This window comes from Mesorhizobium sp. M1312, from assembly GCF_040318115.1.
In the GTDB taxonomy this organism is placed as follows: Bacteria; Pseudomonadota; Alphaproteobacteria; order Rhizobiales; family Rhizobiaceae; genus Mesorhizobium.
The window spans coordinates 1-24,676 of the sequence record NZ_JAMYLQ010000041.1 but is presented as its reverse complement, the minus strand read 5'-3'; the positions used below and the strand labels follow the sequence as shown (position 1 = coordinate 24,676).

Annotated in this window: 14 protein-coding genes and 11 pseudogenes; 11 read left to right on the top strand and 14 right to left on the bottom strand. The window is 58.3% G+C overall.

All coding sequences use genetic code 11. The features are described from left to right. Positions 1–257: 257 nt before the first annotated feature. Positions 258–1,372 (top strand): annotated as a pseudogene (gene ald, locus NKH36_RS31230) (alanine dehydrogenase). Between the two features lie 371 nt (positions 1,373–1,743). Here ald and NKH36_RS31225 read toward each other — a convergent pair. Next, positions 1,744–2,770 (bottom strand): annotated as a pseudogene (locus tag NKH36_RS31225) (IS110 family RNA-guided transposase). Between the two features lie 1,077 nt (positions 2,771–3,847). Here NKH36_RS31225 and ectB point away from each other — a divergent pair. From ectB to NKH36_RS31210, 3 genes and pseudogenes are all read left to right on the top strand, one after another. Beyond that, the gene (gene ectB, locus NKH36_RS31220; protein ID WP_352965623.1) at positions 3,848–5,155 is read left to right on the top strand and encodes a diaminobutyrate--2-oxoglutarate transaminase; all 1,308 of its coding nucleotides are present in this window, start codon (positions 3,848–3,850) and stop codon (positions 5,153–5,155) included. 1,308 nt (positions 5,156–6,463) lie between these two features. Beyond that, the gene (gene ectA / locus NKH36_RS31215; RefSeq protein WP_352965622.1) at positions 6,464–6,997 is read left to right on the top strand and encodes a diaminobutyrate acetyltransferase; all 534 of its coding nucleotides are present in this window, start codon (positions 6,464–6,466) and stop codon (positions 6,995–6,997) included. 230 nt (positions 6,998–7,227) lie between these two features. After that, positions 7,228–7,350: pseudogene (locus NKH36_RS31210) on the top strand (transposase domain-containing protein); the annotation flags it as partial. 324 nt (positions 7,351–7,674) lie between these two features. Here NKH36_RS31210 and NKH36_RS31205 read toward each other — a convergent pair. Next, entirely contained in the window at positions 7,675–8,685 is a 1,011-nt protein-coding gene (locus tag NKH36_RS31205; protein ID WP_352965620.1) for an L-histidine N(alpha)-methyltransferase, read from the bottom strand. 537 nt (positions 8,686–9,222) lie between these two features. Between NKH36_RS31205 and NKH36_RS31200 the strand changes: the two are divergent. The 3 genes and pseudogenes from NKH36_RS31200 to NKH36_RS31190 all read left to right on the top strand — a co-directional run. Further along, a pseudogene (locus NKH36_RS31200) lies at positions 9,223–9,533 on the top strand (ATP-grasp domain-containing protein); the annotation flags it as partial. 480 nt (positions 9,534–10,013) lie between these two features. Beyond that, positions 10,014–10,298, top strand: a complete 285-nt coding sequence (locus tag NKH36_RS31195) for a DMT family transporter (RefSeq protein ID WP_352965616.1) — start codon at positions 10,014–10,016, stop codon at positions 10,296–10,298. A 43-nt stretch (positions 10,299–10,341) separates the two neighbouring features. Further along, entirely contained in the window at positions 10,342–10,788 is a 447-nt protein-coding gene (locus NKH36_RS31190) for a DMT family transporter (RefSeq protein WP_352965614.1), read from the top strand. A gap of 154 nt (positions 10,789–10,942) precedes the next feature. Here the strand turns inward: NKH36_RS31190 and NKH36_RS31185 are convergent. Further along, positions 10,943–11,380: pseudogene (locus tag NKH36_RS31185) on the bottom strand (IS630 family transposase); the annotation flags it as partial. A 46-nt stretch (positions 11,381–11,426) separates the two neighbouring features. On the opposite strand from NKH36_RS31185, the gene NKH36_RS31180 reads away from it, so the two are divergent. Next, positions 11,427–12,452, top strand: a complete 1,026-nt coding sequence (locus NKH36_RS31180; protein WP_352516388.1) for an IS110 family RNA-guided transposase — start codon at positions 11,427–11,429, stop codon at positions 12,450–12,452. Positions 12,453–12,712: 260 nt separating this feature from the next. Here the strand turns inward: NKH36_RS31180 and NKH36_RS31175 are convergent. From NKH36_RS31175 to NKH36_RS31160, 4 genes and pseudogenes are all read right to left on the bottom strand, one after another. Further along, positions 12,713–13,247, bottom strand: a pseudogene (locus NKH36_RS31175) (helix-turn-helix domain-containing protein); the annotation flags it as partial. A gap of 497 nt (positions 13,248–13,744) precedes the next feature. Then, positions 13,745–14,023: pseudogene (locus NKH36_RS31170) on the bottom strand (transposase); the annotation flags it as partial. 83 nt (positions 14,024–14,106) lie between these two features. After that, positions 14,107–14,274: a transposase gene (locus NKH36_RS31165; protein ID WP_502912153.1), complete on the bottom strand. Its 168-nt coding sequence runs from the start codon at positions 14,272–14,274 to the stop codon at positions 14,107–14,109. Positions 14,275–14,553: 279 nt separating this feature from the next. Further along, positions 14,554–15,555, bottom strand: a complete 1,002-nt coding sequence (locus NKH36_RS31160; RefSeq protein WP_352965610.1) for an isopenicillin N synthase family dioxygenase — start codon at positions 15,553–15,555, stop codon at positions 14,554–14,556. Between the two features lie 249 nt (positions 15,556–15,804). Between NKH36_RS31160 and NKH36_RS31155 the strand changes: the two genes are divergently transcribed. From NKH36_RS31155 to NKH36_RS31145, 3 genes and pseudogenes are all read left to right on the top strand, one after another. Continuing rightward, positions 15,805–15,963 carry a hypothetical protein gene (locus NKH36_RS31155; RefSeq protein ID WP_352965608.1) on the top strand — a complete coding sequence of 53 codons (159 nt, stop codon included), beginning with the start codon at positions 15,805–15,807 and terminating at the stop codon, positions 15,961–15,963. A 173-nt stretch (positions 15,964–16,136) separates the two neighbouring features. Beyond that, positions 16,137–16,259, top strand: a pseudogene (locus NKH36_RS31150) (hypothetical protein); the annotation flags it as partial. A 9-nt stretch (positions 16,260–16,268) separates the two neighbouring features. Beyond that, positions 16,269–16,763 (top strand): hypothetical protein, encoded by a 495-nt coding sequence (locus NKH36_RS31145; RefSeq protein ID WP_352965605.1) that lies wholly within the window; start codon positions 16,269–16,271, stop codon positions 16,761–16,763. A 257-nt stretch (positions 16,764–17,020) separates the two neighbouring features. Here NKH36_RS31145 and NKH36_RS31140 read toward each other — a convergent pair. The 7 genes and pseudogenes from NKH36_RS31140 to NKH36_RS31110 all read right to left on the bottom strand — a co-directional run. Further along, positions 17,021–17,302: pseudogene (locus NKH36_RS31140) on the bottom strand (transposase); the annotation flags it as partial. A gap of 195 nt (positions 17,303–17,497) precedes the next feature. Next, a pseudogene (locus tag NKH36_RS31135) lies at positions 17,498–17,641 on the bottom strand (glutamate dehydrogenase); the annotation flags it as partial. Between the two features lie 96 nt (positions 17,642–17,737). Then, positions 17,738–18,642 (bottom strand): annotated as a pseudogene (gene folD, locus NKH36_RS31130) (bifunctional methylenetetrahydrofolate dehydrogenase/methenyltetrahydrofolate cyclohydrolase FolD). Positions 18,643–18,647: 5 nt separating this feature from the next. Next, positions 18,648–19,532 carry a formyltetrahydrofolate deformylase gene (gene purU / locus NKH36_RS31125; RefSeq protein ID WP_352965627.1) on the bottom strand — a complete coding sequence of 295 codons (885 nt, stop codon included), beginning with the start codon at positions 19,530–19,532 and terminating at the stop codon, positions 18,648–18,650. A gap of 123 nt (positions 19,533–19,655) precedes the next feature. Next, positions 19,656–21,065 (bottom strand): aldehyde dehydrogenase family protein, encoded by a 1,410-nt coding sequence (locus tag NKH36_RS31120; RefSeq protein WP_352965600.1) that lies wholly within the window; start codon positions 21,063–21,065, stop codon positions 19,656–19,658. A gap of 168 nt (positions 21,066–21,233) precedes the next feature. Continuing rightward, positions 21,234–22,637: an aspartate aminotransferase family protein gene (locus tag NKH36_RS31115; protein ID WP_352965597.1), complete on the bottom strand. Its 1,404-nt coding sequence runs from the start codon at positions 22,635–22,637 to the stop codon at positions 21,234–21,236. A gap of 115 nt (positions 22,638–22,752) precedes the next feature. After that, positions 22,753–24,105, bottom strand: a complete 1,353-nt coding sequence (locus NKH36_RS31110; RefSeq protein WP_352965594.1) for an ArgE/DapE family deacylase — start codon at positions 24,103–24,105, stop codon at positions 22,753–22,755. Positions 24,106–24,676 lie beyond the last annotated feature (571 nt).

Genomic DNA, 24,676 nt, shown 5'->3' with positions numbered 1-24,676 from the left:
CATGGCGTCGAGTCCGGCCGGAGGCGGCGCGCATTGTTAGATGTCCACCCCTCCCTCTGCAACGTCTCAAGAATGGCGATATCAATCCTGTCGAGCGGCATTTTTGCGAATTCCTGCGACAATTCCAATGTTTTGCGCAACGATTATCGAAGAGTCGCCTCTCAGGCAAGCGCATTCGCAAACACTTATCGAGCGATTCGTGGTTCACTATCTCTAGACAGGGAACGAGCCCCAAGGGCCGGATCAGGAGAAAAAAGATGCGCGTCGATTGCCCCCGGGAAATCAAAAATCACGAATACCGCGTCGGCCTGACACCGGGCTCGGTCCGCGAGTATGTCGCGCATGGCCATGAAGTGCTGGTCGAGACCGGCGCCGGTGCAGGCATCGGCGCCGATGACAACGCGTATCGCGCTGCCGGCGCCACGATCGCCAAGACGGCAGCCGACGTGTTTGCCAAGTCCGACATGATCGTGAAGGTCAAGGAGCCACAGCCCGACGAATGGGTTCAGCTCCGCGACGGCCAGATCCTCTACACCTATCTCCATCTCGCGCCGGATCCGGAGCAGACCAAGGGCCTGCTGGCCTCGGGCGTGACGCCATCGCCTACGAGACCGTCACCGACGACCGCGGCGGCCTGCCGCTGCTGGCGCCGATGTCGGAAGTCGCCGGCCGCCTGTCGATCCAGGCCGGCGCCACCGCGCTGCAGAAGGCCAATGGCGGTCGCGGCGTGCTGCTCGGCGGCGTGCCCGGCGTGCTGCCCGGCAAGGTCACTGTGCTCGGCGGCGGCGTCGTCGGTCTGCATGCCGCGCGGATGGCGGTCGGCCTCGGCGCCGACGTCACTATCATCGACCGCTCGATCCCGCGCCTGCGTCAGCTCGACGACATCTTTGGCGGCCGCGTTCACACCCGCTACTCGACCGTCGAGGCGCTGGAGGAAGAATGTTTTTCGGCTGACATAGTCGTCGGCGCCGTGCTGATCCCGGGGGCAGCAGCGCCCAAGCTGGTGACGCGCGAAATGCTGTCGGGCATGAAGAAAGGCGCCGTGCTGGTCGACGTCGCCATCGACCAGGGCGGCTGTTTCGAGACCTCGCACGCCACCACCCATGCCGAGCCGACCTATGAAGTCGACGGCATCATCCATTATTGCGTCGCCAACATGCCGGGTGCGGTGCCGGTCACCTCGGCCCACGCGCTCAACAATGCGACGCTGCACTATGGCCTGCAGCTCGCCGACAAGGGCCTCAAGGCGCTGGTAGACCACCACCATCTGCGCAACGGGCTTAACGTCCACAAGGGCAAGATAACGAATCGCGCGGTGGCCGAAGCGCTCGGCTATGAGTTGGTCGAGCCGAAGGCCGTTCTCGCCGCCTGATTCCAGTTACAACCGTTTCCTCCCGTCTCGCCCGCCGGTTCGTTCCGGCGGGCTTCTCTTTTGGGGCTGGGTTTGTCAAGCAAGGGATCCTCACCGTGGCATACCATGTGCGGCGTTGGTCGTGGTGTTGACGGCTGATGCGGAAACGGTTTCGGTGCGCCGGAGATGATGAGTGCCCGCCAGGGGTCTGGCTTCTCTTCGAAGTCGGCGCGCGACCGCTCCATGATCGGGTCGGTGGAGAGGCATCTCAATCTTTTTGCCGAAACTGTCAGCCTGACCTGACGTCCAAGCCCGCCTCGAGATTGCCTACCCACTCGTCCCTGAACGGGACCTCTATCCGCGCGGCGACGCGGAACCCTTAATTCGAACTCTCAGGCGGCATTGGCCTCCCAGCGATAGGGTATGTTGTCGACCCACATCCGATGCAGGATGATCGCCAGACGCCGCGCCACCGCCACGGTAGCCTTCGCCATACCTCGCCGGCGAGCGACGGAGAGACCCCACGCCTTCAGTGGCGAACTCCGCTTCGAGGTACGCAGAAGAATCCCGGCGGCTTCAACCAATACCCATCGAATCCTGGCATCGCCGCACTTCGAAATGCCCCTATCCTGGTTGATCTCGCCGGATTGATAGCGCGAGGGCGTCAATCCGAAGTGGGCTGGAACGGAGCGCGATCGGCTGAACCGCGCCGGTTCGTCGACGCCGGCTCGGAAACTCAGGGCGACCATCGGTCCGACACCGGGGGCAGTCATGAGCAGTTTGCAGGTGTCGTCGCTCTCGGCCAGCCGTTCCATTGCCTTGTGTAGGCGCTGGAACTGCTCTCTCAAAACGCGACGGACTTCCAGCAGGGGGTCGATCACCAAGTGCAGATGCGGGGATTGTTCGAGCAACTCGATAATGCGCCGCTCGAACTGCAGCCGGGTTACGGCTCCGACCTTGAGGCCAAAGTTGCGCAGCAGGCCTCGCAGGTTGTTCTCCGCATCGAGAATCTTCGTCTGCACGAACTTGTGCGCAGTGAGCAGCATCCGGATCTCCTGGCTCCGGACGGTCTTGACATGAACCGGCTTGTAGAGCCCGACGCGCATCATCTGTGCGATGCCGCGGGCATCGTTGCGATCGGTCTTGTTGATCTGAGCCGAGATGCGCGGCCTTCATGTGCCGCGTCTCGACGCAGATCACCGGATAGTCTGCGGCCGACAGGCCACTGTAGAGCCATTGCGAAAGCGGACCGGCCTCAAGGCCGACGCGCTTGTAGGGGCCGCCAATCGCGTGGAGCAGGGCGCCGATCGCCTCCAGCTCGGTCTCCACCTTGCTCTCTCGAATGAGTTTACCACCCGTGTCCATTACGCAGACGCTGGTGGTGCGAACGGAAACATCAAGACCGACGAACAGTTCCATGGCAGACCTCCTGACCGGTTGAACCGTTGGAGCCTGCCCGGAAGACCGACCTCCCGCTACCCCCATGCAGGGAGGCCGCCGGAGCCCCAATCATCCGATCTTTTTTTGCCGACGATCGGCCAGAGGCGTCGTCCCTTGCCGTTTCCGTCAATGTCCGCGGTGAAGCTCGTCGGCGCGGCCCGCTGGTCGACGATGAAGCTGAACGCCTGTCGGAGCGGCGGACCTGCTCCGTCCTCAGTCGCAAGATGATCCGCTACCAGTCCCGTTGTTAAACCCCGTCGCCATTCCTGAGAAAACGTCGGGCAACCAACACCTACTGTCGTGTCTGTCGAATCCGCGACACGTTTTCGGCCTGGGTGCCTGCTGCGCTCGGGGTTAAGTCATTGTGCAAAACTCAGAAAAATATTTCTAAGGCTCCCTCGGCGCAATTGGCATGATTTTTGAGGAGGCCTCTTCGTGAAACGCGACACGCACTGGTGTTCGCCTGGGAGGATTCGGATGGTCACTTATAGCCAGAGCTTCTCGGAGCCACGCAACGTCCAGTTGCTGGGAATGACATTCCGAAGACCGGCGAAGATTAATGCAGCCGATGTATGGGAAATAATCGGGAAGTGTCCGCAGCTAGACCGCAACTTACTGTATTACGAGCTGCTGCTTGCAGTGATTTCGCCGCCACCTGCGGGCTTGCTGAGGGGGATGGTGAGGTGGTTGGCTGGTTGTCGGCCTACCCACGGCCGAGCGACCGCTCCACGGTCTGCATTTGGAATTGCTGTGCAACCTAAGCTACGCAACATGCGCTTGGGCAAGGAACTCATCCTCTCAGCCCTGAACGAGCCGGCTTGCGAGGGCGTGACGCACATCAAAGGCACGGTGACGCTCCCGAAAGGGGATCTAAATTTCTTCGCAGTTGTGGCTCGGGACTTGGGTGCGCCAATCCGGCAAGCTCTGGTTCGACCGCGAGACCAAGGGACAGCGTGAGAGCGAGTACATGATAGCCATCAGTCCATCGAACGCTCCATCAGCCCTGCAGGCATTCCCGCCGGTCTGCCTACCTAATACCCAAATAAGGAGGCAACGATGACTCACCAAAGTGCACCGGATCGCGAGGAGGAATTCGCGATCTTCAACCATCTCGAGTCTGAAGTGCGCAGCTACGCTCGCAGCTTTCCAGTCGTTTTCGCGAGGGCACGGGAGGCGCAGCTGTTTGCGCGAGATGGAACAGCCTATCTCGACTTTCTCATGGGCTGCTCAAGTTTAAACTATGGGCACAATCCTCCAGAGCTGAAATCCGCACTCGCAGATTATATTGCGGGCGACGGCATCACCCATGGCCTCGATCTGTATAACGAAGCCAAGGAGTCTTTTCTGCGAGAATTCCACGAGACGATCCTTAGTCCGCGACAACTAGACTACGTCGTACAGTTTCCCGGTCCCACCGGCGCCAACGCGGTCGAGGCTGCCCTCAAGTTAGCGCGCAAGATCACTGGTCGGTCCAACATCGTAGCCTTCACCAACGGCTTTCATGGCGTGAGTCTTGGCGCACTCTCTTGCACCGGCAACCGATACCACCGGGCTGCCGCCGGCCAGCTGCTCGGCGGCGTCGCGCGGCTCCCCTATGACGGCTATCTTGGGTCCAGTGTAGACACCGCCGATTACCTTGATCGCCTGCTCTCGGACCCCTCCAGCGGCGTGGACGCCCCGGCGGCGGTGATTGTCGAGACAGTTCAGGGCGAAGGCGGCCTGAATGTCGCCGGCACGGAGTGGCTGCGCAAGGTGGCGGCCATTGCGCGCAGTCACGGAGCTCTCCTGATCGTAGATGACATTCAGGCGGGGGTTGGCCGGACCGATGCATTCTTCAGTTTCGAAGGTGCCGGGGTTCGTCCTGACATCGTCACAATGGCCAAATCGATATCGGGGTATGGTCTGCCAATGGCCATCGTCCTTATTGATCGAAAACTCGACAGGTGGGAGCCGGGAGAGCACAACGGAACGTTCCGCGGCAACTGCCATGCTTTCGTCACCGCGCGCGCAGCCCTACAGCACTTCTGGCGGACGGACAGCTTTGCAGCGTCCGTCGAGGAGAAAGGCAATCTGCTGAAAAGCCGCCTTGAGCAGATCGCGCAGAAATACGACCCAAGCCGCGTGTCAGCTAAGGGTCGTGGCATGATGCGGGGCATCGATCTGAAGTTTGGCGAAGTTGCCAGTCAGGTCGTCTGGACCGCCTTCCAGAAAGGCCTCATCGTCGAGACCGCTGGTCCGAAAGGCGAGGTCGTGAAGTGTCTGCCACCTCTTGTCATTGGCGAGGATCAGCTTAGCCAAGGCCTCGACATCCTCGAGAACGCTATCGACAGCGTGATCGGCCACACAGCGGCCACGGCAGCATAAGAGGTGAATCATGATCGTAAGGGATTTCAATAAGGAGAATCTGACTGATTTCTTCACGACCGGGGTTGAACTTCAACGCCGAGCGCGGTGAAATCAACAAACACCGTCTCGCGATGTGTCTGGCGCATCACGTCGGTCGCGTGCGCCGTTTCCAGTCCTCGAAGGTCCAAGTATAGTCAAAGCCGTCTGGATTGGCGGCGCGAATCTCCTCTCACAGTAGGACGACCATCGACATCTTCGACCCCATCAATGGCGAAGCGCATATACGTCAGCAGTTATGACCAACGATCCTGATCCAGCCGACCTGTTGCAATCGGGCGGGGCAGATGGGGTTGCACCGCTGTCTCAGCAAAGTGCGTCGTCCACATTGAAAGCTCGTCCGCGGAGCTCCATCATGCGGCGACTGTTGTCGACCGCAAAGACAACCATGCACCCGGCAGCGTCGTCTCGACGCAATTACATGCTTGACGTCCCAGCGGCGATTAGACAACCACATCAGGTCACAACCGACAAAGACCGTTAGTTTGTCGCGTTCGCGACGCAGTCGTGGTTCAGGCAAAATCGGTGTAGCCCGCACTTTTAAGCCGTTAAATAACATTCAGATGGTTATGGGAAGCTGGCACAATTTTTGAAGCCTCCTCGTCGCAGGCGGAAGGAACTGCCATGCAGTTTGTCTCGTGGGGCGAGCGTGGACCTTACCGCCCCTACCAGTCGCTTCTCAACTAATCAACATACGGACTAGGCATATGTATCATGTAATTGATAGATCCGGTCGCCAGTGCTCCCCGGTAAGGGCCGAATTAAGTGGCGAAAGGATGAATACCTGTGTTGCGTCACTTAATCTCGCTATTGGGCGCATGAACGGGTTGATGGAGGGAGCTTGGCGGGTGCTCCCTAGAAAGCTTAGGTAGGAGCACACGTTTTGCTCAACCTCACGCCCCCTGTTCGCAGCGAACTTCGACACCTTCCAGCGCATCGGGTCGTCGAGTACGCGCTACTGCAGGTTGGCCTACTCGACTCCTGGACGCGCCGTGAATGTTGAGCGACTTCGACGCTTTTGAGGCCGGAGGAACGCTTGTCTCGATCGCTGTACGGATACCTTCGTCAAGGGACTGATACCAGCAGTGGGCGTACGGACGAAGACGATTTGAGCTCCGGCATATTAATTGCCGGATGAGAATCAGACCCTCAGGAGGAGGCCGCGTCCGACCTGGGTGTCGCGGCCTTTCAGTACCAGCTGCTCCTAAGTGTCTGGCAAATGCGGAAGGTTGGGGACAAAAGATGATAGGTTCGCCTGGAGGGTTGTGGATGGCTGGTGACAGACAGGGCCGATCCGACGGCCAGTCGGAGCGGGTGACATTCCGAAAGCCGACCTACAATCATGCAGCCGATGTGTGGGCTCTCATCGCGCTCTGCCCGCAACTAGCCCGCAACTCGCTTTACTGCGAACTCCTGCTTTGCACTCATTTTGCAGACACTTGCACAGTCGCGGAGCGTGCTGGGGAGGTGGTTGGCTGGCTGTCGGCGTATCGACTGCCCAGCGAGCCCTCCACGCTCTTCGTGTGGCAGATTGCTGTGCATCCTGCGGTGCGCAACACAGGGGTGGGCAAGGGACTAATCATCTCAACCTTCAACAGGCCATGTTGCAAGAGCGTAACGCACATCAAGGCCACTGTCGCGCCCACCAACAAGGCTTCCAATTCGCTCTTTGCTACTCTGGCTCGGGACCTGGGCGCGCCAATCCGGCAGGCTCTCTGGTTCGACCGTGACGCCGATTTTAAGGGACAGTATGAGAGCGAGTACATGATAACCGTCGGTCCCATCAAACTGCGCTCGATTTAGACCCTGCAGGCATAACAGGGTCTTGTCGGGCCAAGCCTTCGTCCGACAATCTCGCCGCATAAACCCTTGAAAACTCGCTTCCGATAAAGCGAGCTGCGTTGCAGATGTCCTCTCCTTCGCGCCAATCGCGACGGAGAGACCCTAATATAATCTATCCCGATTTAGCTGCGACTCATGAAAAAATTAGAGGAAAGGAAACACATCCGCTCGGCATAGTTCGGCGGTCGGCAAAGACCGCCAAGATGAACCAGGTCGATCCGCACGCCTGGCTCACCCAGACCCTCGAGCGCATCGCCAATGGCTGGCCAACCAGCGATATTAACGCCCTCATGCCCTGGAATTACCAGAGCTGAACGGCCTCAGCTGCCCGCTTACATCAGCGCACTCAGGCGCTGGCGGTCAATCGACGAAACGGTGAGGGATATTCCTGTGCGCATACGGCAGACTCGCACGCGCGCAGCCCGAAGGGAATCCCCAGCAGGGACTCTTAATTTTAGGCACGAACCGTCACAAAGGAAGTACAGTGTTCGCCACTAAAATTATTCCGACTGTCGGATACGACGCAGCCGCAACGCTCGTAAAGGAGGGGCCACAGATAATCGCCGATGGAATTCCGAACTTGCTCTCCTCCAACATAGCGCTACCTCGCTTAAGAAAGATCCAGCTTAACATTTCTCCTACCTATCCACAATTTGGAACAAACATACGGCGTATCTTCGCTCAGAATCCGTCCAATGGTGTGCCGGATTCAAGCCATGCTGCATGAATATCTCATTAAATGTATGAAGATTAACTTTGCGCATGATCTCCGTCATAATCATCTCTCCTTTTTCTAGGCACAGCGAGAATTGTAATTTCTCTAGATTGACGGATTGGGCCTGCATGGCCTCCAAGTGGGATTCCATTCGGCAGAGGGATTTATTGTGAAATGCTACATGTCGAAACTGGAAGACATTAAAATTACCATCAAATCGCCAATTTAAATGCTGAAGAACGCACAGGTTAGTCAGAATAGCACTTTGGTTATTATAGGCCGCCTCTAAGATATTCGAATTTTTATCCAAGTCTATACCGACTAGAAAATAGTCCCCGAGAGCGAACAACGTGCGCACCGAGTGAAGCAGATCGTGCAATTCGTCATCGTACATGTTTCCCACTGAGGCGCCGAGGCAAACTAAAAGCTTTGGACCTATGACCGTGGCAGCCTGTTCCAATCCGGTTTGGTAGACCCCAATGATGCCCGTAAAGTTCAAATCTGGTGTCATCGAAAGGAGGTTTTCGGCGGCCTTCTCCAGAATTGAACGGTTGACGTCAATAGCGGCGTAAGAAGTTGGGCCGTGGTTCTCTACGTAGGCGTCAATCAACAGCCTCGTTTTTTGCGCGTTTCCAGACCCCAACTCGACGAGAGAGGCAGGACCTGTCATATCGGCAATCGATTTGGCGTACTGCGCCAGGATCTCCCGCTCGGCCCTGAACAAGTAGTAAGAGTCTTCTTTGCAGAGTCGCTCAAACAGCGCTGATCCTGTGTCATCATAGTAGTACATGCAGCCTATTGAACGCGGAGACCCCGATAACGACTGTATCAACAAGTCGCCACGAAAGATTTCCGTTTCGGGTAGATCGGCACCGATAATGGTACACCTTTGGCGATCGTCTAGTTTGCGCTTGCTTGGAAGTCGTTGGGGCATGCCGATACATTCCTAAATAGAATACTGCACCCTGAGGGCATGGCGCCATCAGCCGCGACTGGAGAGTTTCAAGAGTTGTGCCAATTGCGGAGACCAAGCCGCGATTAGGCAGTTCCTCCCGTTAAATCAATGAGTTAAGCCGAAATGTGCAAGAACGGGGTAGCGCCACTCCGGTGTCGCGACCTCGACAAACTCGACGAAAGGGGCGTAAAGGCGGCCGTCACCAAGTGCTGTGCGCCTACATTGCATTGGTGCCACTTCCCTTCATGAGCAACCTACTGGCCCATGCCGGAGAAAAGCGGCCGCAGGATTGTCTCAGTCTTCATCGCCACCGTTTTCGCCCAGGATCCAGCACACGGTATTAACCGCCGTTTACAATAAATTCACGCAATCTTCACGACCGCAAATCGCCGGCGATGATACCGTCACGACAAGGTCTGAGATTAGGCGCGTCAAAAGGGGCTGACGTCGATTTACGCTTCAGACTGAGGCACAGCATACAACTCGGGATCAACAGCCAATGGCAAAAGAGTGCTTATCCTGGTTGAAGGCTCGAGGACTGGTCTGTTGTCCGTCGAAACGGCCCAGCGTCTTGGCCTTCATCCAATTACCCTGACGGCTGATTCATTTCAGCATGACTACATTGCGGCGGAACGGGTTGAGGCAATCCATGTCGATAAAGCCAATCTCGATGCCTTAATCGGCGAATGTTCGCGGCTGCTGCGACCTATGAATTGCCGGCATCACCTGCGCCAAGGAGTCGGTCCATGCAATAAGTGGACAAGCTCTGCCGGTATTTCGATCTACCAGGACCGAATCCTACATCGATTGAACGATGTTGCGACCGTTCTGTAGATTTTGGGCCAGGATATACCCAGGATGTACAATGTGACGAAATACACTTCGGACGCACGAATGTCCCCGATCGTCTTTGGATGCAAAAGTTGTCAGCGGTTGCGCTATGTGCAGACTCGCCGTCAGTTTCAAAAATGCCGTTTTGAGCTTGATCTATCGTGTGCAAACGCGGTCCTGGGCTATGACCCTTGTCGCGAAAGGAAACGTGGGTTCTTTCCGAGAGGACCGGGCTGCCAGCCTGGAACCGCTGACGACAAATGTCCGGCGCCTGGGTCCCGAAGAGCCCGTCGTGTGTCGGCAACCAAGAAGCGGTCGGCTCAGCCGACGGCGGTAATCAAGCGGGTTGCCTAAGTCATGAGGGCGCAGGACGGTGTGCCAAAATCGGTTGTCGCAAGGCAGTCACCAGCGCAAGGCATCGCGATGTATGCCGGCGGCGTGTTCGTCCTCTGCATCATGGATGCCATAATCAATGATTGTCGGCCGACTATTCGATTGCTCAGATCGTGTTTTTCCGCGCTGTTATAGGGCTCGTTCCGACGTTGGCGATGCTACTGAGGCCGCCCGGGCTGTTGTCGTTGAAGACCCGCAGGTTCGGTGCGCATCTGCTGCGTGGGCTTGTCAGTATGGTCGGCACGTTCGGCTTTTTCTGGGCCCTGGCGGTGATGCCGTTGGGCGCCGCCTACGCCATCGGCTTTGCCGCGCCAATGTTTATTATTACTGTCATACAGTGCCAATTCTGCACGAGAGCGTGGGCTTAAAGCGCTGGTTGGCAGTGCTTGTGGGGTTTGCGGGGTCCTTATCATGATCCGTCCCGGCGTCAATGGCGCCTTTGGCGGGGGCGCCATAGCGCTCGTCGCCACCGCTGCGTACGCCTTGTTAATGGTGATGATCCGTCTTTACAGTCGCACCGAGAGCAACGTTGCGATGATCTTTTACTGCAACATCGTCGTCATAGCCGCAACTGGTGTACAGATGCCCTTTCTCTGGCTGACGCCGGGATGGGGGGACGGCGGCCTTCTTGCCCTGGTCGGCACTCTTATGTTGGCGCAGGCCTACCGTATGGCGACGCCATCGATTGTTGTGCCGTTCGAGTATACGGGGATGATATGGGGCGTTGCGCTCAGTTTTTTTATCTGGGGTGATATCCCTGACCTTTGGACTTGGATCGGGTCTCTCGTTGTCGTAGGCAGCGGCCTTTACATGCTGCATCGGGCGATGAAAGTCACATCACTGCCGTCGCGCCGTTAGATTTCGCTGACTCGCCGGGCGAAATCGGGGGTCGGCCTCCATGAGCGAGCTACAGTGAACAGCCCGCTCCCTCGGCTCGTTACGCTTGTTAGGATCGCAAACGACTACGGGACTCACAATCCCAATCGCCGCTGTGAGCTAGAGCACGTCCTGTTTAATCAGGTTCATATCCTGCGGCTTTGAAGTAGTTGGCGCATTCGGCTGGGGTGAAGAGGTCGACGACCGCGCCGACCGCGTCCCAGAGAGCCTTGATGGTTCTCTCGGCCTTTGCTCGCAGCAGCGCCTTGAGTTTGGCGAAGGCGTTCTCAATCGGATTGAAGTCGGGACTGTAGGGCGGCAAGTAGAGCAGGCTCGCGCCTGCGGCCTCAATCGCGTCGCGCACGCCGGCGGCCTTGTGGGCGGGCAGGTTGTCCATAACGACTACGTCGCCCTCCGACAATGTAGGGACCAGCACCTGCTCGACATAGGCCAGGAACACGTTGCCGTTCATGGCGCCGTCGTAGACGAAGGGCGCAGTCATGCCCGTCAGCCGCAGCGCTCCGGTGAAGGTCGTGGTCTTCCAGTGATGGGGTGGACGCCCCCGACGGCATCGATGTGCCAGAGTGGAGGTGTTCTCAGCCACTTAAAGGAGGCGCCCCATGACGGAAGTTAGCACCATCGGCCTGGATCTGGCCAAGAATGTCTTTCAAGCACACGGAGCGAGCTCTGCCGGAGCGGTCATCTTCCGCAGGAAGCTGCGGCGCGACCAGGTGCTGGCTTTCTTTGCCGCCCAACCACCGTGTTTGGTGGCAATGGAGGCATGCCCGGGTGCCCACTACTGGGGTCGGGAGATCGGGAAGCTCGGCCACACCGTGCGGCTGATCGCACCCGCCTATGTGAAGCCTTTCGTCAAACGGCAGAAGAACGACATGTCCGATGCGGAGGCGATCTGCGAGGCGGCGCAGCGCCCGACCATGCGCTTCGTGGCTGTGAAGAGCGAAGCCAAGCAGGCCTCCGCCGTGATCTTCCGGACCCGTGATATCCTGGTCGGCCAGCGCACTCAACTCATCAACGCGATCCGCGGCCATCTTTCCGAATACGGCCTGATCGCGCCGCAAGGACCTTTTCATATCGGACGCCTCATCGCTCAAATCGAGGATCCCACATCGAGTGTGCCGGAAGCTGCTCGCTCCTGCCTTGCCCTTCTCGCCGAGGGGTTGCGCCATCTGCAGAACCAAATCGCCGCGCTGGATACGGAGATCTCTGCCCGCGCCAAAGCCGACGACGCGACTCGGCGTCTGATGAGCGTGCCTGGGATCGGCCCCCTGATCGCCACCGCCATAGAGGCGCTCGCGCCGCCAGCGGAGACGTTCCGATCGGGCCGTGACTTCGCTGCCTGGGTAGGATTAACGCCGGTTCAGCGCTCTACGGGCGGCAAGGAACGACTGGGCCGAACATCTCGGATGGGAGAGCGCACACTGAGGCGGCTCCTTATTATCGCAGCGAGCGCCGTGGTGCGGTGGGCCAAGCGCAAAGGGGTGCCTAGAGGATCCTGGCTCGGCCGGATGCTCGAGCGCAAACCGCCGATGTTGGTGATCGTGGCGCTGGCGAACAAGAACGCCCGAATAGTCTGGGCGCTGTTAACGAAGGGAGAAAGCTATCGGGCTCCGGTCGTGCCCGCTTGAGCGGGACGGGCGCGAGGCCGTTGGCGGCGTGAGGAGGTCAAAGGACAGGTATGGCGCAACGTCGGTGAGGCGGGATCAGGAGAACCAGGCGCATGGGGAGCGCTTCCAGCGCGTTCCAGTGATGTGGACCTGATCCTCGAACTCCCATACGGGCCCGCGGCCATGACGAGCCGCAAGAGAGGCCGAACACATGGCAGCACCCGATCACGCGCAACAGCCTGTACCAAAGATTCTTCTTGCGCCCGAGGGGGCGTCCACACATGGCCATGCGGCACGCCGGCCCGGCAGCGCTCGCCGCGCGGCGCTCTTCCACGCAGGCGGGCCATCTTTGTGGAGAGGCCGGTCTCATCGATGAACACGAGCTTCGCCGGATCAAGATCGAGCTGGCCGTCGAACCAGTCCCGGCGCCGCTTCAGGATGTCGAGGCGACCCTGCTCCAGTGCGTGCGCGGACTTTTTTTGAATGTCCAGCCGTGACCGCGTAGCCAGGCGTCAAGGCGCTGCGGCTGATCCGCACTGACTGCTCGGCGACGAGCCGCTCCACCATCTCGTTCAGCGTGATGTCCTTGCGCTCCTCGATCAGCCCGACGATGAAGGCTTCGTGCGCATCGAGGCTGGAGGCGCGGCGGCGGCCCTGCGGGCGTGGCGCCAGTTCGCCGATCTTCGCCCGCGCAATCCAGCGGATCGCGCTGGACACTCCCACGCCGAACCGCGCCGCCGCTTGCCGCGCCGACATGCCCTCGTCCGAAGCCTTCAAGACCCGCGACCGAAGATCACCGCTCAATGCTCTTCCCATCGTCCACCTCCATCGAGGTGGATGTTGAATCAGCACAAAACGCAGCCGTCACATCACAATCGATTCATCGATCACAGGACGTGCTCTAGAAGCTTATGCCAACCGCCGAAGATCGCAATCCGGCGATCTCCCGTCCATGCACCATGGATCTACCCCCCGCCTCACAGGAACGCTCTATCCGATCGGCCACGTTTGTGGGCGCCGGCTTTTTGGTGGGGTCGCCAGGTCAGGGTGGCGCGCACCAGACAGACGGAGGGGATTGAGCCATGATGATAACGAGGGACATGCCGCTTATCTTCGAGACATTTCTGGCACAGCTGGCGGAGAGTGTCGACGAGGCAGATTTCCGGAATGCCATGGTTGGGCGGCCGCAGGACTTGATCTGCTCACCTTTGCCTACCTGTTCTTACATCACAATCATTCGGCAAACCCAGGGTGCACCTCCAACCCGGTCCGGAGATTACCGGAAAGCCTGTCCGGACTTTTCCGAAACCCGCAATCAGCGCCACGTCGTGTATGGTCTGAAACAGAAAGCGCCGCGCCAACTCGTGAAACCAGCCGTAGACCGTCTGACAGGCGCCGAAATGGATCGGCAGCATCCGCCAACCGCAACCGGAGCGGACCAGGTAGCGCACGGCGTTGACCACCTCCCGGAAATTAACCTCGCGCGGACGGCCGCGACGCCCAGGCTTGGGCATCAGTGGTGCGAACTGCTCCCACTCCTCGTCCGTCAAATCAGACGGGTCGCGCTTGGTCTTCTTGGCAATCTGGGCCATCTGGCCACATCCAGAACTTGAATCATAACCCAGCCTCAAACGGAACCTATAGTACCCCGATTCAAAACGGTCTCTTACACTCGTTATTGCGCGCAGAACCGTCTCGTCCAATTCCTGTCGAGTGCGCCCTGGATCTGGAACTCGGACTGATCGTCCGAGAGACTGTAGAGCGCCTGCAGAACCAGGACCTTGAACATCATCACCGCATCAAAGGGCGGCCGGCCGCATTGGGCGCCATCGGAGCGCTTCAGCGCCTTGTCCAGCGGTTTCCGGAAAAACCTCCCAAGGGACCACCGCGTTCAGCTTGTCCAGTGGATCCCAGGCCTGGCTCAGCCGGACATAGCGCTCGTCAATGTCCCAGAACCCAGCCTGGCCTCGCATCCAACGCCTCCGTGCAAATTACCAGGCGAAGTGAATTAAGATGTGTTCTCGATTGCCAGGTTTTTCGAGGTGGCTATCTGGTTCAGGCAGGAGTGTTTTGTGGCTTCGCCGCCATGCAAGGTCCGCCGATGCAGCTCGAAACCCGATCCTCATTGTTCAAGGCCGACCCTTTCCAGATGTGGAAAGGTCTTTACGAGCCGTCCGAATTTGTGCTCTCCGCAGATGACGGGCAAATAGCGCGAGGGGTTCGATGGAGACACGTATCTCTCAAGGGGCTGGACCACGGCATCGTAGTCTGCATCGATAAAGAATGGAATCGAATAACGCTCGCGCCCGAACGTGTTCACAACCCGATGATAGTTGGCGATGTATAGGCCGTTGGTTAGTATCTGCAAAAGCTCACCGATGTTGATGACGAAAGTCCCGACAATAGGCGCTCCTTCAACCCAGACCCCTTCACGATTCATGACCTGAAGCCCTCCTACACTGTCCTGGGCAAGTATCGTGAGACTGCCGTAATCGACGTGCGCGCCAATGCCGATAATTCTCTCCTCCACCTGTCCCAACTGCGTCGGGTAGCGAAGCAAGCGCTGATAGGTGATCGGATCCGTTACCCTGGAATCAAAAAAGTCCCGGGGCAGGTCGAGGCTGAGCGCAATCCCACGAAGAAGTTTTGTCGCGAGGTCCTTCATCGCCTCGTGATATGCAGATACAGTCTCACGAAACCCGGGCAGCGTCGACGGCCACTGGTTCGGACCGAAGAAGGGCCGCTCAAGGGTAGGTCGTTCAGGGCCGATATCAAAACACTCTTTCAAATCCTTTGTGTTCGCAGGATCCGCATTTTCACCAAAAAACTCCACGTAACCGTGCATTGCAACTCCCGAATTGGCCATGTGAAGTTTCATCTTCTCTTCAAGCGGCTGGTCAAAGAACGCACGGGCTTGGGCGAACGTATCGTCTAACAATTGTGCCGGCACGCCGTGGTTCTTCACATACATAAAGCCAACGTTCTCGAATGCCCAGCGAATGTCCTTTGCCACGCTCGGAACGCTGCTGTTATCCAGAAGCGGCCCTACATCGACAATAGGTATTTTGTCGAACGATTGGCGCTGCGCACGAAGGCTGTCGTTGGGATCGGATTTGGTTGTCATGGACATTTTCCCATTATTTCTGAGGAGGACGAGCACAGTCGAAAGAGCAAAAGTCGCGCCAACTCAAAAAGCTATTTTCTTTGAAGAGGTTGTCATCCCGTGCCCGTTAGGGGTGCATAGGGCGAAATTTTGTAATGCTTCCGACAATAGAGAGCCTGGTAGATTTGCGAAAAGCACCGGGTCTTGCGCGCAGAGTGCAAAAGAGGAGTTGAGCGACAACCTTCCTGACCCAGTTAGCCCGGAAAATTCATGGTAGGCGCCCGGCAGGCCCTGCTCTGGTTCCTCGAGCATGGGCTGGATTTGCCAGTTAAGCGCAACAACGGTGACGTGGTCTGGCGTCGGCCAAATTATGCGACCATCCACCGGATGATCGAGAACCCGATCTACGGCCGCCTACGCCTATGGTAAGAGTCGTGTCGCGACAGGATGTGATGCAGCGGGAGTGATCCGACCCAGGAGCCGCCGTAAGGCGCGAGCCGAGTGGCTGGCTCTGATCCCGGATGTCCATGAGGGTTATGTCAGTTAGGAACGGGCGGAGGCGATCGGCAAGAAGGTGAGCGACAACGTGCCCACGGGCCGGCATCACGGGAGCGCCCAAGCATGGTGGCGCTCTGCTCGCCTGCCTTGTCCGCTGCCGGCGCTGTGGACGCAAGCTGACGGTCCGCTACACAGGGACCAGACATAACATTCCGCGCTATTCCTGTTGGCGGGGCTTGCTCGACATTGGTGAGCCGCGCTGCATCGCATTCGGAGGGTTGCGCGTCGACGACGCCATCGAGGAAGCTCTTCTGCGGGTTGTCGAGCCAGGAGCGATTACCGCGGCCCTCGAGGCCGAAGCACAAGCGGCCAGTCGCCACGATCACGTTCGTGATGCGCTGGTGCGCGATCTCGAGGCGGCACCCTACAGCGCTGATCGCGCATTCCGGCAGTACGACGCCATCGATCCGCAGAACCGGCTGGTCGCGGCGGAACTGGAGTTGCGATGGAACCGGGCGCTCGCGCGTGTCGGCGAGATAGAGAGCAGGATTGCCGCGCATGATGCCTCGACATCGGAGCCATCACTACTGTCGCCAATACACGCCGTCGCGCTCGCCGCCGATCCCAAGGCTGTCTGTCGGCGCCGACGACCAAGAAGCGCATCGTGCGCACCGTCATCCACGAGGTGGTCGCCGATATCGATGAAGAAGCCTCAGAGATCGTTCTCCTGATCCATTGGATTGGCGGCGTCCACACCGAACTGCGCCTGCCGAGGGGGCGGCGCGGACAGCGCAACAGCACTTCGGCCGACATCCTGGCCGCCGTCCGGCAACTGGTGCGGCGCGGCAATCAAAGTGAGAGCGCGTATTGCCTCGCCCAAGGGTGTTCCCAAAGAACAATGCCGTTGCCTCACTCGGATGTTCTCGATTGCCTCACTGATTGTTCCCGAGATTTAGCTTCTGCCGATCCTGTGTTGCTCGGGATGATCTCACCGCACGACCTCTACAATTTCCGTCCTCGCGGCATCGGCGAATGGCCCGAACACCAACGCATTGGCTTGCGCACTGCGCCAGATCTTCATTCGACGCTGCACGGTCCGGATGAGGCCATCGGGATACACGCCGGGATATTTGACCTGCAAGCATTCAAGCAACTCTCGTGGTGTTCGCCAAGGCTCTGCCTCGAACCATTCCTCAAGCTCGGCAGTGACAGCAAGGAGAGGATCGGGTCTGCGCCTCTCCCGGTTGACCGCCGGCTTGGGGCGGGCGGTCCACACCCATGCCGATGGCCTCTTGCCAGGTCGGCTCTGAGCACCAGGCGAACGTCATGATCCGAAAGGGGCCAAACGTTGAGCGAGCTGAACCGAATAACCCATCTCTTCACTGAAACGGTTGCGCTCATTCTCTGGTCCTCGCGTTGGGCCAGAGCGAACTTCAAACCGGATTAAGCCAAAGGGGCAACGTCACTCGCTATTACGCAGCGCCAGCCGACGATAGCCGACGAAGCTGTACATTCGGCCGCGCAGCCGTACCCCGAAGCGAACCGTGTAGGCGGAATTGCACTGGATGATCCGCTCCGCCAAGCCTTTGGGCAAATCGAGGAATGACATGGCATGCTGGAAATTGTGACCGACGCTTTCCAGGAAGTTCGATCACTGAGTTTGTGCGGCCTGATCCACGACCTATGCTCCTGCGAATTCTGACGTTTAGGCCTGAGGCGATACTAAGCCGTTCAGGCGGTACGCTGCTGTGATTGTGTTTGCCATCAGCATGGCGATGGTCATCGGCCCGACACCGCCGGGAACCGGCGTAATTGCTCCGGCGACGTCAGAGGTTTCTGCATAGGCGACATCGCCCACAAGCCGGGTCTTGCCCTCGCCCCGCTCCGGCGCATCGATCCGGTTGATGCCTACATCAATCACCGTGGCCCCCGGCTTGACCCAGTCCGCCTTCACCATCTCCGGCCGGCCCGCCCCAGCCACCAGAATTTCGGCGCCACGCGCTACAGACGCCAGATCCTTCGTGCGCGAATGCGCGGTCGTCACCGTGGCATTGGCATTAAGCAACAATTGCGCCATCGGCTTGCCGAACAACTTGGAGCGGCCGATAACGACCGCCATCAGGCCTGAAAGGTCCTGGCCGTGAATGGAGCGCACCAGCAGCATGGCGCCGGCGGGGGTGCACGAGATAAGTCCGGTCGCCAGATCGCCGGTTGCAAGCTTGCCAGCATTGACGACATGGAGGCCGTCAACATCCTTCTCCGGCCGGATAGACTGGATGATCCCATCCGCATAGAGATGCTTCGGCAGCGGTAGTTGCAGCAGTATACCGTGAACGGAGGGTCTTCGTTCAACGAGGCGACCAGACTTGCGAGCTCGCTCTGTGTGGTCTCCGCCGGCAGGGTGAGCTGGATGGAGTTGAAGCCGCATTCCTTGGCCATGCGGCCCTTGGCGCCGACATAAGCGTGGCTGGCCGGATCATCGCCGACGATGACGACCGCAAGCCCGGCTCTCACTCCGGCTTGCCTCTCAAGCTCAGCCGCCGACGCCCTCACCGCATTGACTACCGCGGCTGCCACCTTCTTCCCGTCGATTACTGTTGCGAGCGCCAAATGTCTTACCCCATCCGCTCGGACACATATGAGCCGGGGCTTGGCGGGAAAACGATGGTTCGCTTCCCGTTGAGGAAGGTGCGGAAATGGATATGCGCATGGATGGCGCGCGCCAGCACCTGGCTCTCCACATCGCGGCCGATCGAGACATAATCGTCGGCCGACTGTGCATGGGTGATGCGTGCCGTGTCCTGCTCGATGATCGGACCCTCGTCCAGATCCGCCGTCACATAATGCGCCGTCGCCCCGATGAGCTTCACGCCGCGCTCATAGGCCTGCTTGTATGGGTTCGCCCCCTTGAAGGACGGAAGAAAGGAGTGGTGAATGTTTATGATGCGGCCCGACATCTTCCGGCACAGCGCATCCGACAGAACCTGCATGTAGCGCGCTAACACCACGAGCTCGGCATCCGTCTGGTCGACGATCTCTTCGAGCTGCGCTTCGGCCTGCGGTTTGTTCTCCTTCGTCACCCTTATGTGGTGGAACGGGATGTCGTGATTGACCACCACCTTCTGGTATTCGAAATGATTAGAGACCACGCCGACGATGTCGATCGGCAGGGCACCGATCTGCCAGCGATAGAGAAGGTCGTTCAGGCAATGGCCGAAGCGCGAAACCATCAGGAGCACCTTCATGCGCTTCCTGCCATCGTGGATCTTGGCATCCATCGCAAACTTCTCGGCGACCGGCTTGAAGCCGGCCACTAGGGCTGCCTCGCCCACCCGCTCCTCGGAGATGAAGGAGACGCGCATGAAGAACTTGCCCGTGTTGAGATCGTCGAACTGGCTGGAATCGACGATGTTGCAGCCCTGCTCGGCCAAGTAGCTCGATATCGCCGCGACGATACCGCGAGCTGATTTGCATGAGACTGTAAGCACGTAGTGGGTCATCATTAAACTCAAATTTTCCGGAATACTCGGTCGATTTTTTGCATTTCTCTGTCTTGTGAACAGAGCGTTGGCCATTGCTCGTCTCAAACAGGAGTTTCATTTTAAATGGGGGCTGCGGGGTGGCTAACCGCGATTGAGACAAACGACCTTCGGCTGGGTCATCTCCTCGTAAGCAAATCGAACGCCCTCGCGGCCCATGCTGCCATATTTGAAACCTCCGAACGGCATGGCGTCGAACCGGTAATCTGAGGAGTCGTTGATCAATACGCCACCAGCCTCGATCCTGTTTGCGGCCTCGAGCGCGACATTGAGATTGGTGGTGAAGATGCCGGCATGCAAGCTGTATTCCGGATAGTTGGCTATCTCGATAGCTTCATTGAGTGTGTCGAATGGAGCAAGCATGACGACGGGTGCGAATACTTCTTCTTGCCACAGTCGGCAGGTCATAGGGGTGCCTTCAAGCACCGTGGGGTAATACAAGGAACCTTCGCGACGGTTACCGCACAGCAGCTTAGCCCCTTCTGCAATCGCTTCGTTGACCGCTACTTCGGTGAGCCCGGCGGACCTTTTCGAGATCATCGGACCGACATCGGTGTCCTCACGCAAGGGATCGCCGGCCCGAAGTTTCTTCGTTGCCGTGACGAATGCATCACGGAAACGCTCATAGAGTTTGGACTGTACTAGTATACGTTGTGCACCTATGCAGTTCTGCCCAGCGGCCCAGAACGCGCCGGAGACGCAAGCCTCAACCGCTTTGTCGAAGTTGCAATCACCCATCACGATCACCGGGGCATTGCCACCCAGCTCCATGGCAAGTTTCTTGAGGCCTGCCGACCGACAGATTGCCTCCCCGGTAGCAAAGCCGCCGGTGAACGATACCATGCGCACCTCGCGGCAAGTGACCAGTGCCTTTCCAAGTTCGGTATCGCCAACCGCTACAGTGATGATCTTCTCAGGCAAGCCTGCTTCCCGAAGTGCTTCAACAAGGTTGATCGCCGAAAGCGGAGCCAATTCCGATGGCTTCAATAGGACCGCATTGCCTCCGGCAATTGCAGGCGCGAGCTTATGAGCGACAAGGTTCAGCGGATCGTTATACGGAGTAATGGCCGTGATGATGCCTAGCGGCTCACGCGTGAACCATCCCTGGCGCTGCTCCGAGCCCGCATAAGCATCGAAAGCCACGACCTCTCCAGCATTGCGCTTAGCCTCCTCGGCCGAGAGCTTCAAAGTGTTGACACAACGAAGCACTTCTTTTCGCGCCTGGACAATCGTCTTACCAGCTTCGCGAACGATGGTTTCAGCAAATGCGTCTTTGCGTCTCTCGACTATTTGGGCAGCACCTTCAAGAATGCTCGCACGCCGGTGCCTAGGCAAGCTCCGCGATAGCTCGGCTCCACATCGAGCCATCGCAATGAGGGCGCTGATCTCGCTTGCCACTCTGGCGTCGACCGTTCCCACAAGCGACCCGTCATAGGGGCTGTGGACAGAGATATGCGACGGCCCAGTCCGGATTTGGCCTTCGGCAGCGGTCATAGGCCAGCTTCCCTTTCCGTGAAGATGCGGTCCTGCGCGATAGTTGAGTTTGTCGGGTTGGGCACGGGCAGGCTCCCAGCCCTGCAATTTCGTTGGTGAAGATTGATGCCGATCTGAATGGCTGGGTTCGGCCCCCGGCCCGTCCAGGCGGCCACACTTAGATTTCGCTCAGACCTTCTCGCCCTCGCGGACAAGCTCATCCATAACGAAGCGCACCGCGCTTTCAGCAATACCAACGATCTCCTCGGCTTCAGCCTTGGTTGTCACCAAGGGAGGAGCGAAGCCCAGAATGTCCCCATGCGGCATGGCGCGAGCGATAAGACCGCGTTCACGCGCTGCCTTGGAAATTCGTGCACCAACCTTGAGCGTGGGATCAAAACGCCTTTTCTTGTCGCGATTGGTCACGAACTCGATTGCGCTCATCAGGCCGACGCCGCGCACTTCGCCGACGATCGGCAACTGCGCGAATTTCGCCTTCAACTGGGCTTGGAAGAATGCTCCGACCTCGCGAGCGTTCCCCGGAAGGTCTTCTTTCTCGACAATGTCCAGTACCGCGTTGGCCGCGGCAGCTCCGATCGGATGACCTGAGTAGGTGTAGCCGTGCGAGAATGCACCAACCTTGTCTGCGCCGTCCTCCAGGACCTTGTAGACCCTCTCACCGACGATTGCCGCGGAAAGTGGGAAATAGGCCGAAGTCAGACCCTTTGCGATTGTTATGAGGTCTGGCTCGATGCCGTAATGCTGCGAGCCGAACATGGAGCCAGTCCGGCCGAAGCCGGTTATGACTTCATCTGCAATGAGCAGCACATCGTGCTTTGTGAGCACGGGCTGGATTGCTTGCCAGTAACCTTCCGGCGGAGGCGTGATGCCGCCAGTGCCGAGAACCGGCTCGCCGATGAAGGCGCCAACATTGTCCGGGCCCAGGCGTTCGATCAGCTGGTCAAGTTCCTTGGCGCGCCGCGCTGAAAATTCGCGTTCGGACTCGCCTGGGTTCGCGCCCCAGTAGTGGTGTGGAACACCGGTGTGAACGATCTGCGGGAGCGGAAGATCCATGTGGTCGTGATAGAAGCTCATGCACGTCATCGAGCCAGAGACGACGCTGCATCCGTGATAGCCGCGTTCACGCGAGATGATTTTCTTCTTGTTCGGCTTGCCACGCAGATTGTTATAATACCAGACAAGCTTCGCCTGGGTCTCGTTGGCGTCCGAGCCGGACATCCCGTAGAACACCTTGCTCATCTTGCCAGGCGCCATCTTCACAAGGCGATCGGAGAGGATCGCGAGCTCGTCCGTCGTGTGCGCGGCATAAGAGTGATAATAAGCTAGGCGATGAGCCTGACGCGAGATCGCTTCTGCCACTTCGGTGCGGCCATAGCCGACATTGACGCAGTAGAGACCGGCAAAACCATCGATAAATTTGTTGCCATGCGCATCTTGAATGCGGATTCCCTTCCCGGTCTCGACGATCGTTGGCTCGCCAAGCTTGCCGGTGGCAAAGTCCTTGAGCTGCGTGAAAGGATGCAGGACAGAGTTCCTGTCCTTTTCACTGATTTCCTGAGTGTTGATAGACACTTCAACTCACCTCATTGCAGCTTTGCTACCGAAACAAATTAATACTCCAAGAGCCGGATACCGCTGCAACAGCACAGCACCCGTAGACAGCCGGAAGCACATTCTACGTTCTGGATTACCCTTGCTCCACACGATGCTTTATTCCGCACCAAGCTGCAGCGAATAGAGCAATAGTCTTGGTTACCCTCAACAATGACGGAATGCTTACACGCTCATCAATGGCATGAATGTTCTCGGCAACCGGTCCGTAGACCAGGCTGGTCATGTTGCCGTGCAGGGCAAAGACAGCGGAGTCGAGGTAGCAAGGCATAATGAAGCGCTGAAGGTCCGTCCCTGAACCGTTTGCAAATGAGTGCGCCTTTGCCAAGAGTAATTCTGCTTCGCTTCCTTCGGCAAGAACATATCCTCCTTGCTTAGCGCCGAGCCACTCAATGTACGGCTCGGGGCATCCTTCCAGCTCCGGGTCATTGAGAAACGCCTTTCTGAGAAAGCTCTCAAAGGATTCCACGCGCGCCTCTGCCTTATCGCCGGGGTAGAAGCCGATGCGACCTTCAAAGCGGCACTCGCTCGGCACCGATGCAATCCACTCGCCTCCCGATATCGTGCCGATCGTCAAAGCTATTGCGTTGTCGACGTCGGCGAAATCTGATGGACGCTGTGCAATCCACTCTTGTTCGAGCTGACGCAGATATTCGATGGTCCGGAATGCGATGTCGATTGCGCTTCTACCCCTGGCGACTTGGAAGGGGTGAGCGGGAACGCCTTGGACTGTGATAGTGAACTTCATTATGCCGGTATTCGCGCTGACTACCTGTTCGCCGGTGGGCTCAGGTATCAGAACAGCATCAGCGCGGAAGCCCTCCGCGAGAACCATTGCCGATCCATTGCCTGTGATCTCTTCTTCGATGACCGACTGAAATTGAACCTCTCCCAGCAGATCGAGACCTGCGGTTGCCAATGCATCGAGCGCGAAGAGATTTGCAGCCAGGCCGGCTTTCATGTCGCCCGCACCACGGCCGTACAGCCAATCACCGTCACGAGTAGCTGAGAAGGGCTCGTATTTCCAACGAGCGCTTGTGCCAACTGGCACCACATCAACGTGCGCATTGAGTGCCAGAGACCGACCGCCTTCTCCCGATGCGGGCTTCAAACCAACAACAACGCTGGAATCCTTGAGGTCAAATTTGGTGGGAGAAAAAGCCGGGTCCACGCCGATGCGAGCTGGATCGATTGCGAAGCTGCGAACATCATAGCCTCGACTTGCGAGAGCGGCGGAGACAATCTTCTGAACGCCAGCTTCATTGCCCCGAAGCGAGTCAGCACGAACGAGCTGTGTCAAAAATTCGATCTGCTCATCGAAGCGGGCCTCCACTGCTTGGATGATGCGTTCGATATCCGCGGGTGCCAATAGACCTGTGTCGAGTGCAACCTCCTTAGCGGAATGCCGCAGGGATGTGGGTTCGTTCACGTCGTCCTCCTGAAATTCAGGAGGAACGCATATCGCTGTCCTGTGTCAGACGTAAAGCCAACGTTTGCTATCCAATTGCCAGATTCTTTGCGCAAAGTGTCACATCTAAGTAACCGTTGTGTAGCATGGCTCTTACGCGCACGACCTTGATCGACAACTGTTGTGTTGCGCTTCTCGGAACAGACGGCGGCGTGCCAGCCGCAAGCCTGGCTTCAAAATCACCCACGTTCAGAGGTCTTTTGGTAATACCTGCCGTAGCGATGCGATCCGAACACAAGGCCACAATCACGGCTGCCGGTGGAATGCCGGTGGCGGTTGGCGCTGTGACCTTGCCCCATTTTGCCGACTACAGAGGATCTAGGGAGCCGATGGCCCCGAGACACATGGGCCGGATTGGAACGATGCTCGAGGGGCGAGGCAGATAACACCCGTTCTATGGTGTGCCCTTCTCTGTGCTCCGCGAAGGGTCAGTCCAATGGTACGCCTCCGGCGAGGGCCGCCTTGCGCGAGCAAGTTACGATAGCGAGGCTGCGCTCTTAAGGTCGTCCTTACGAGCGTAGTTAGCAGCACA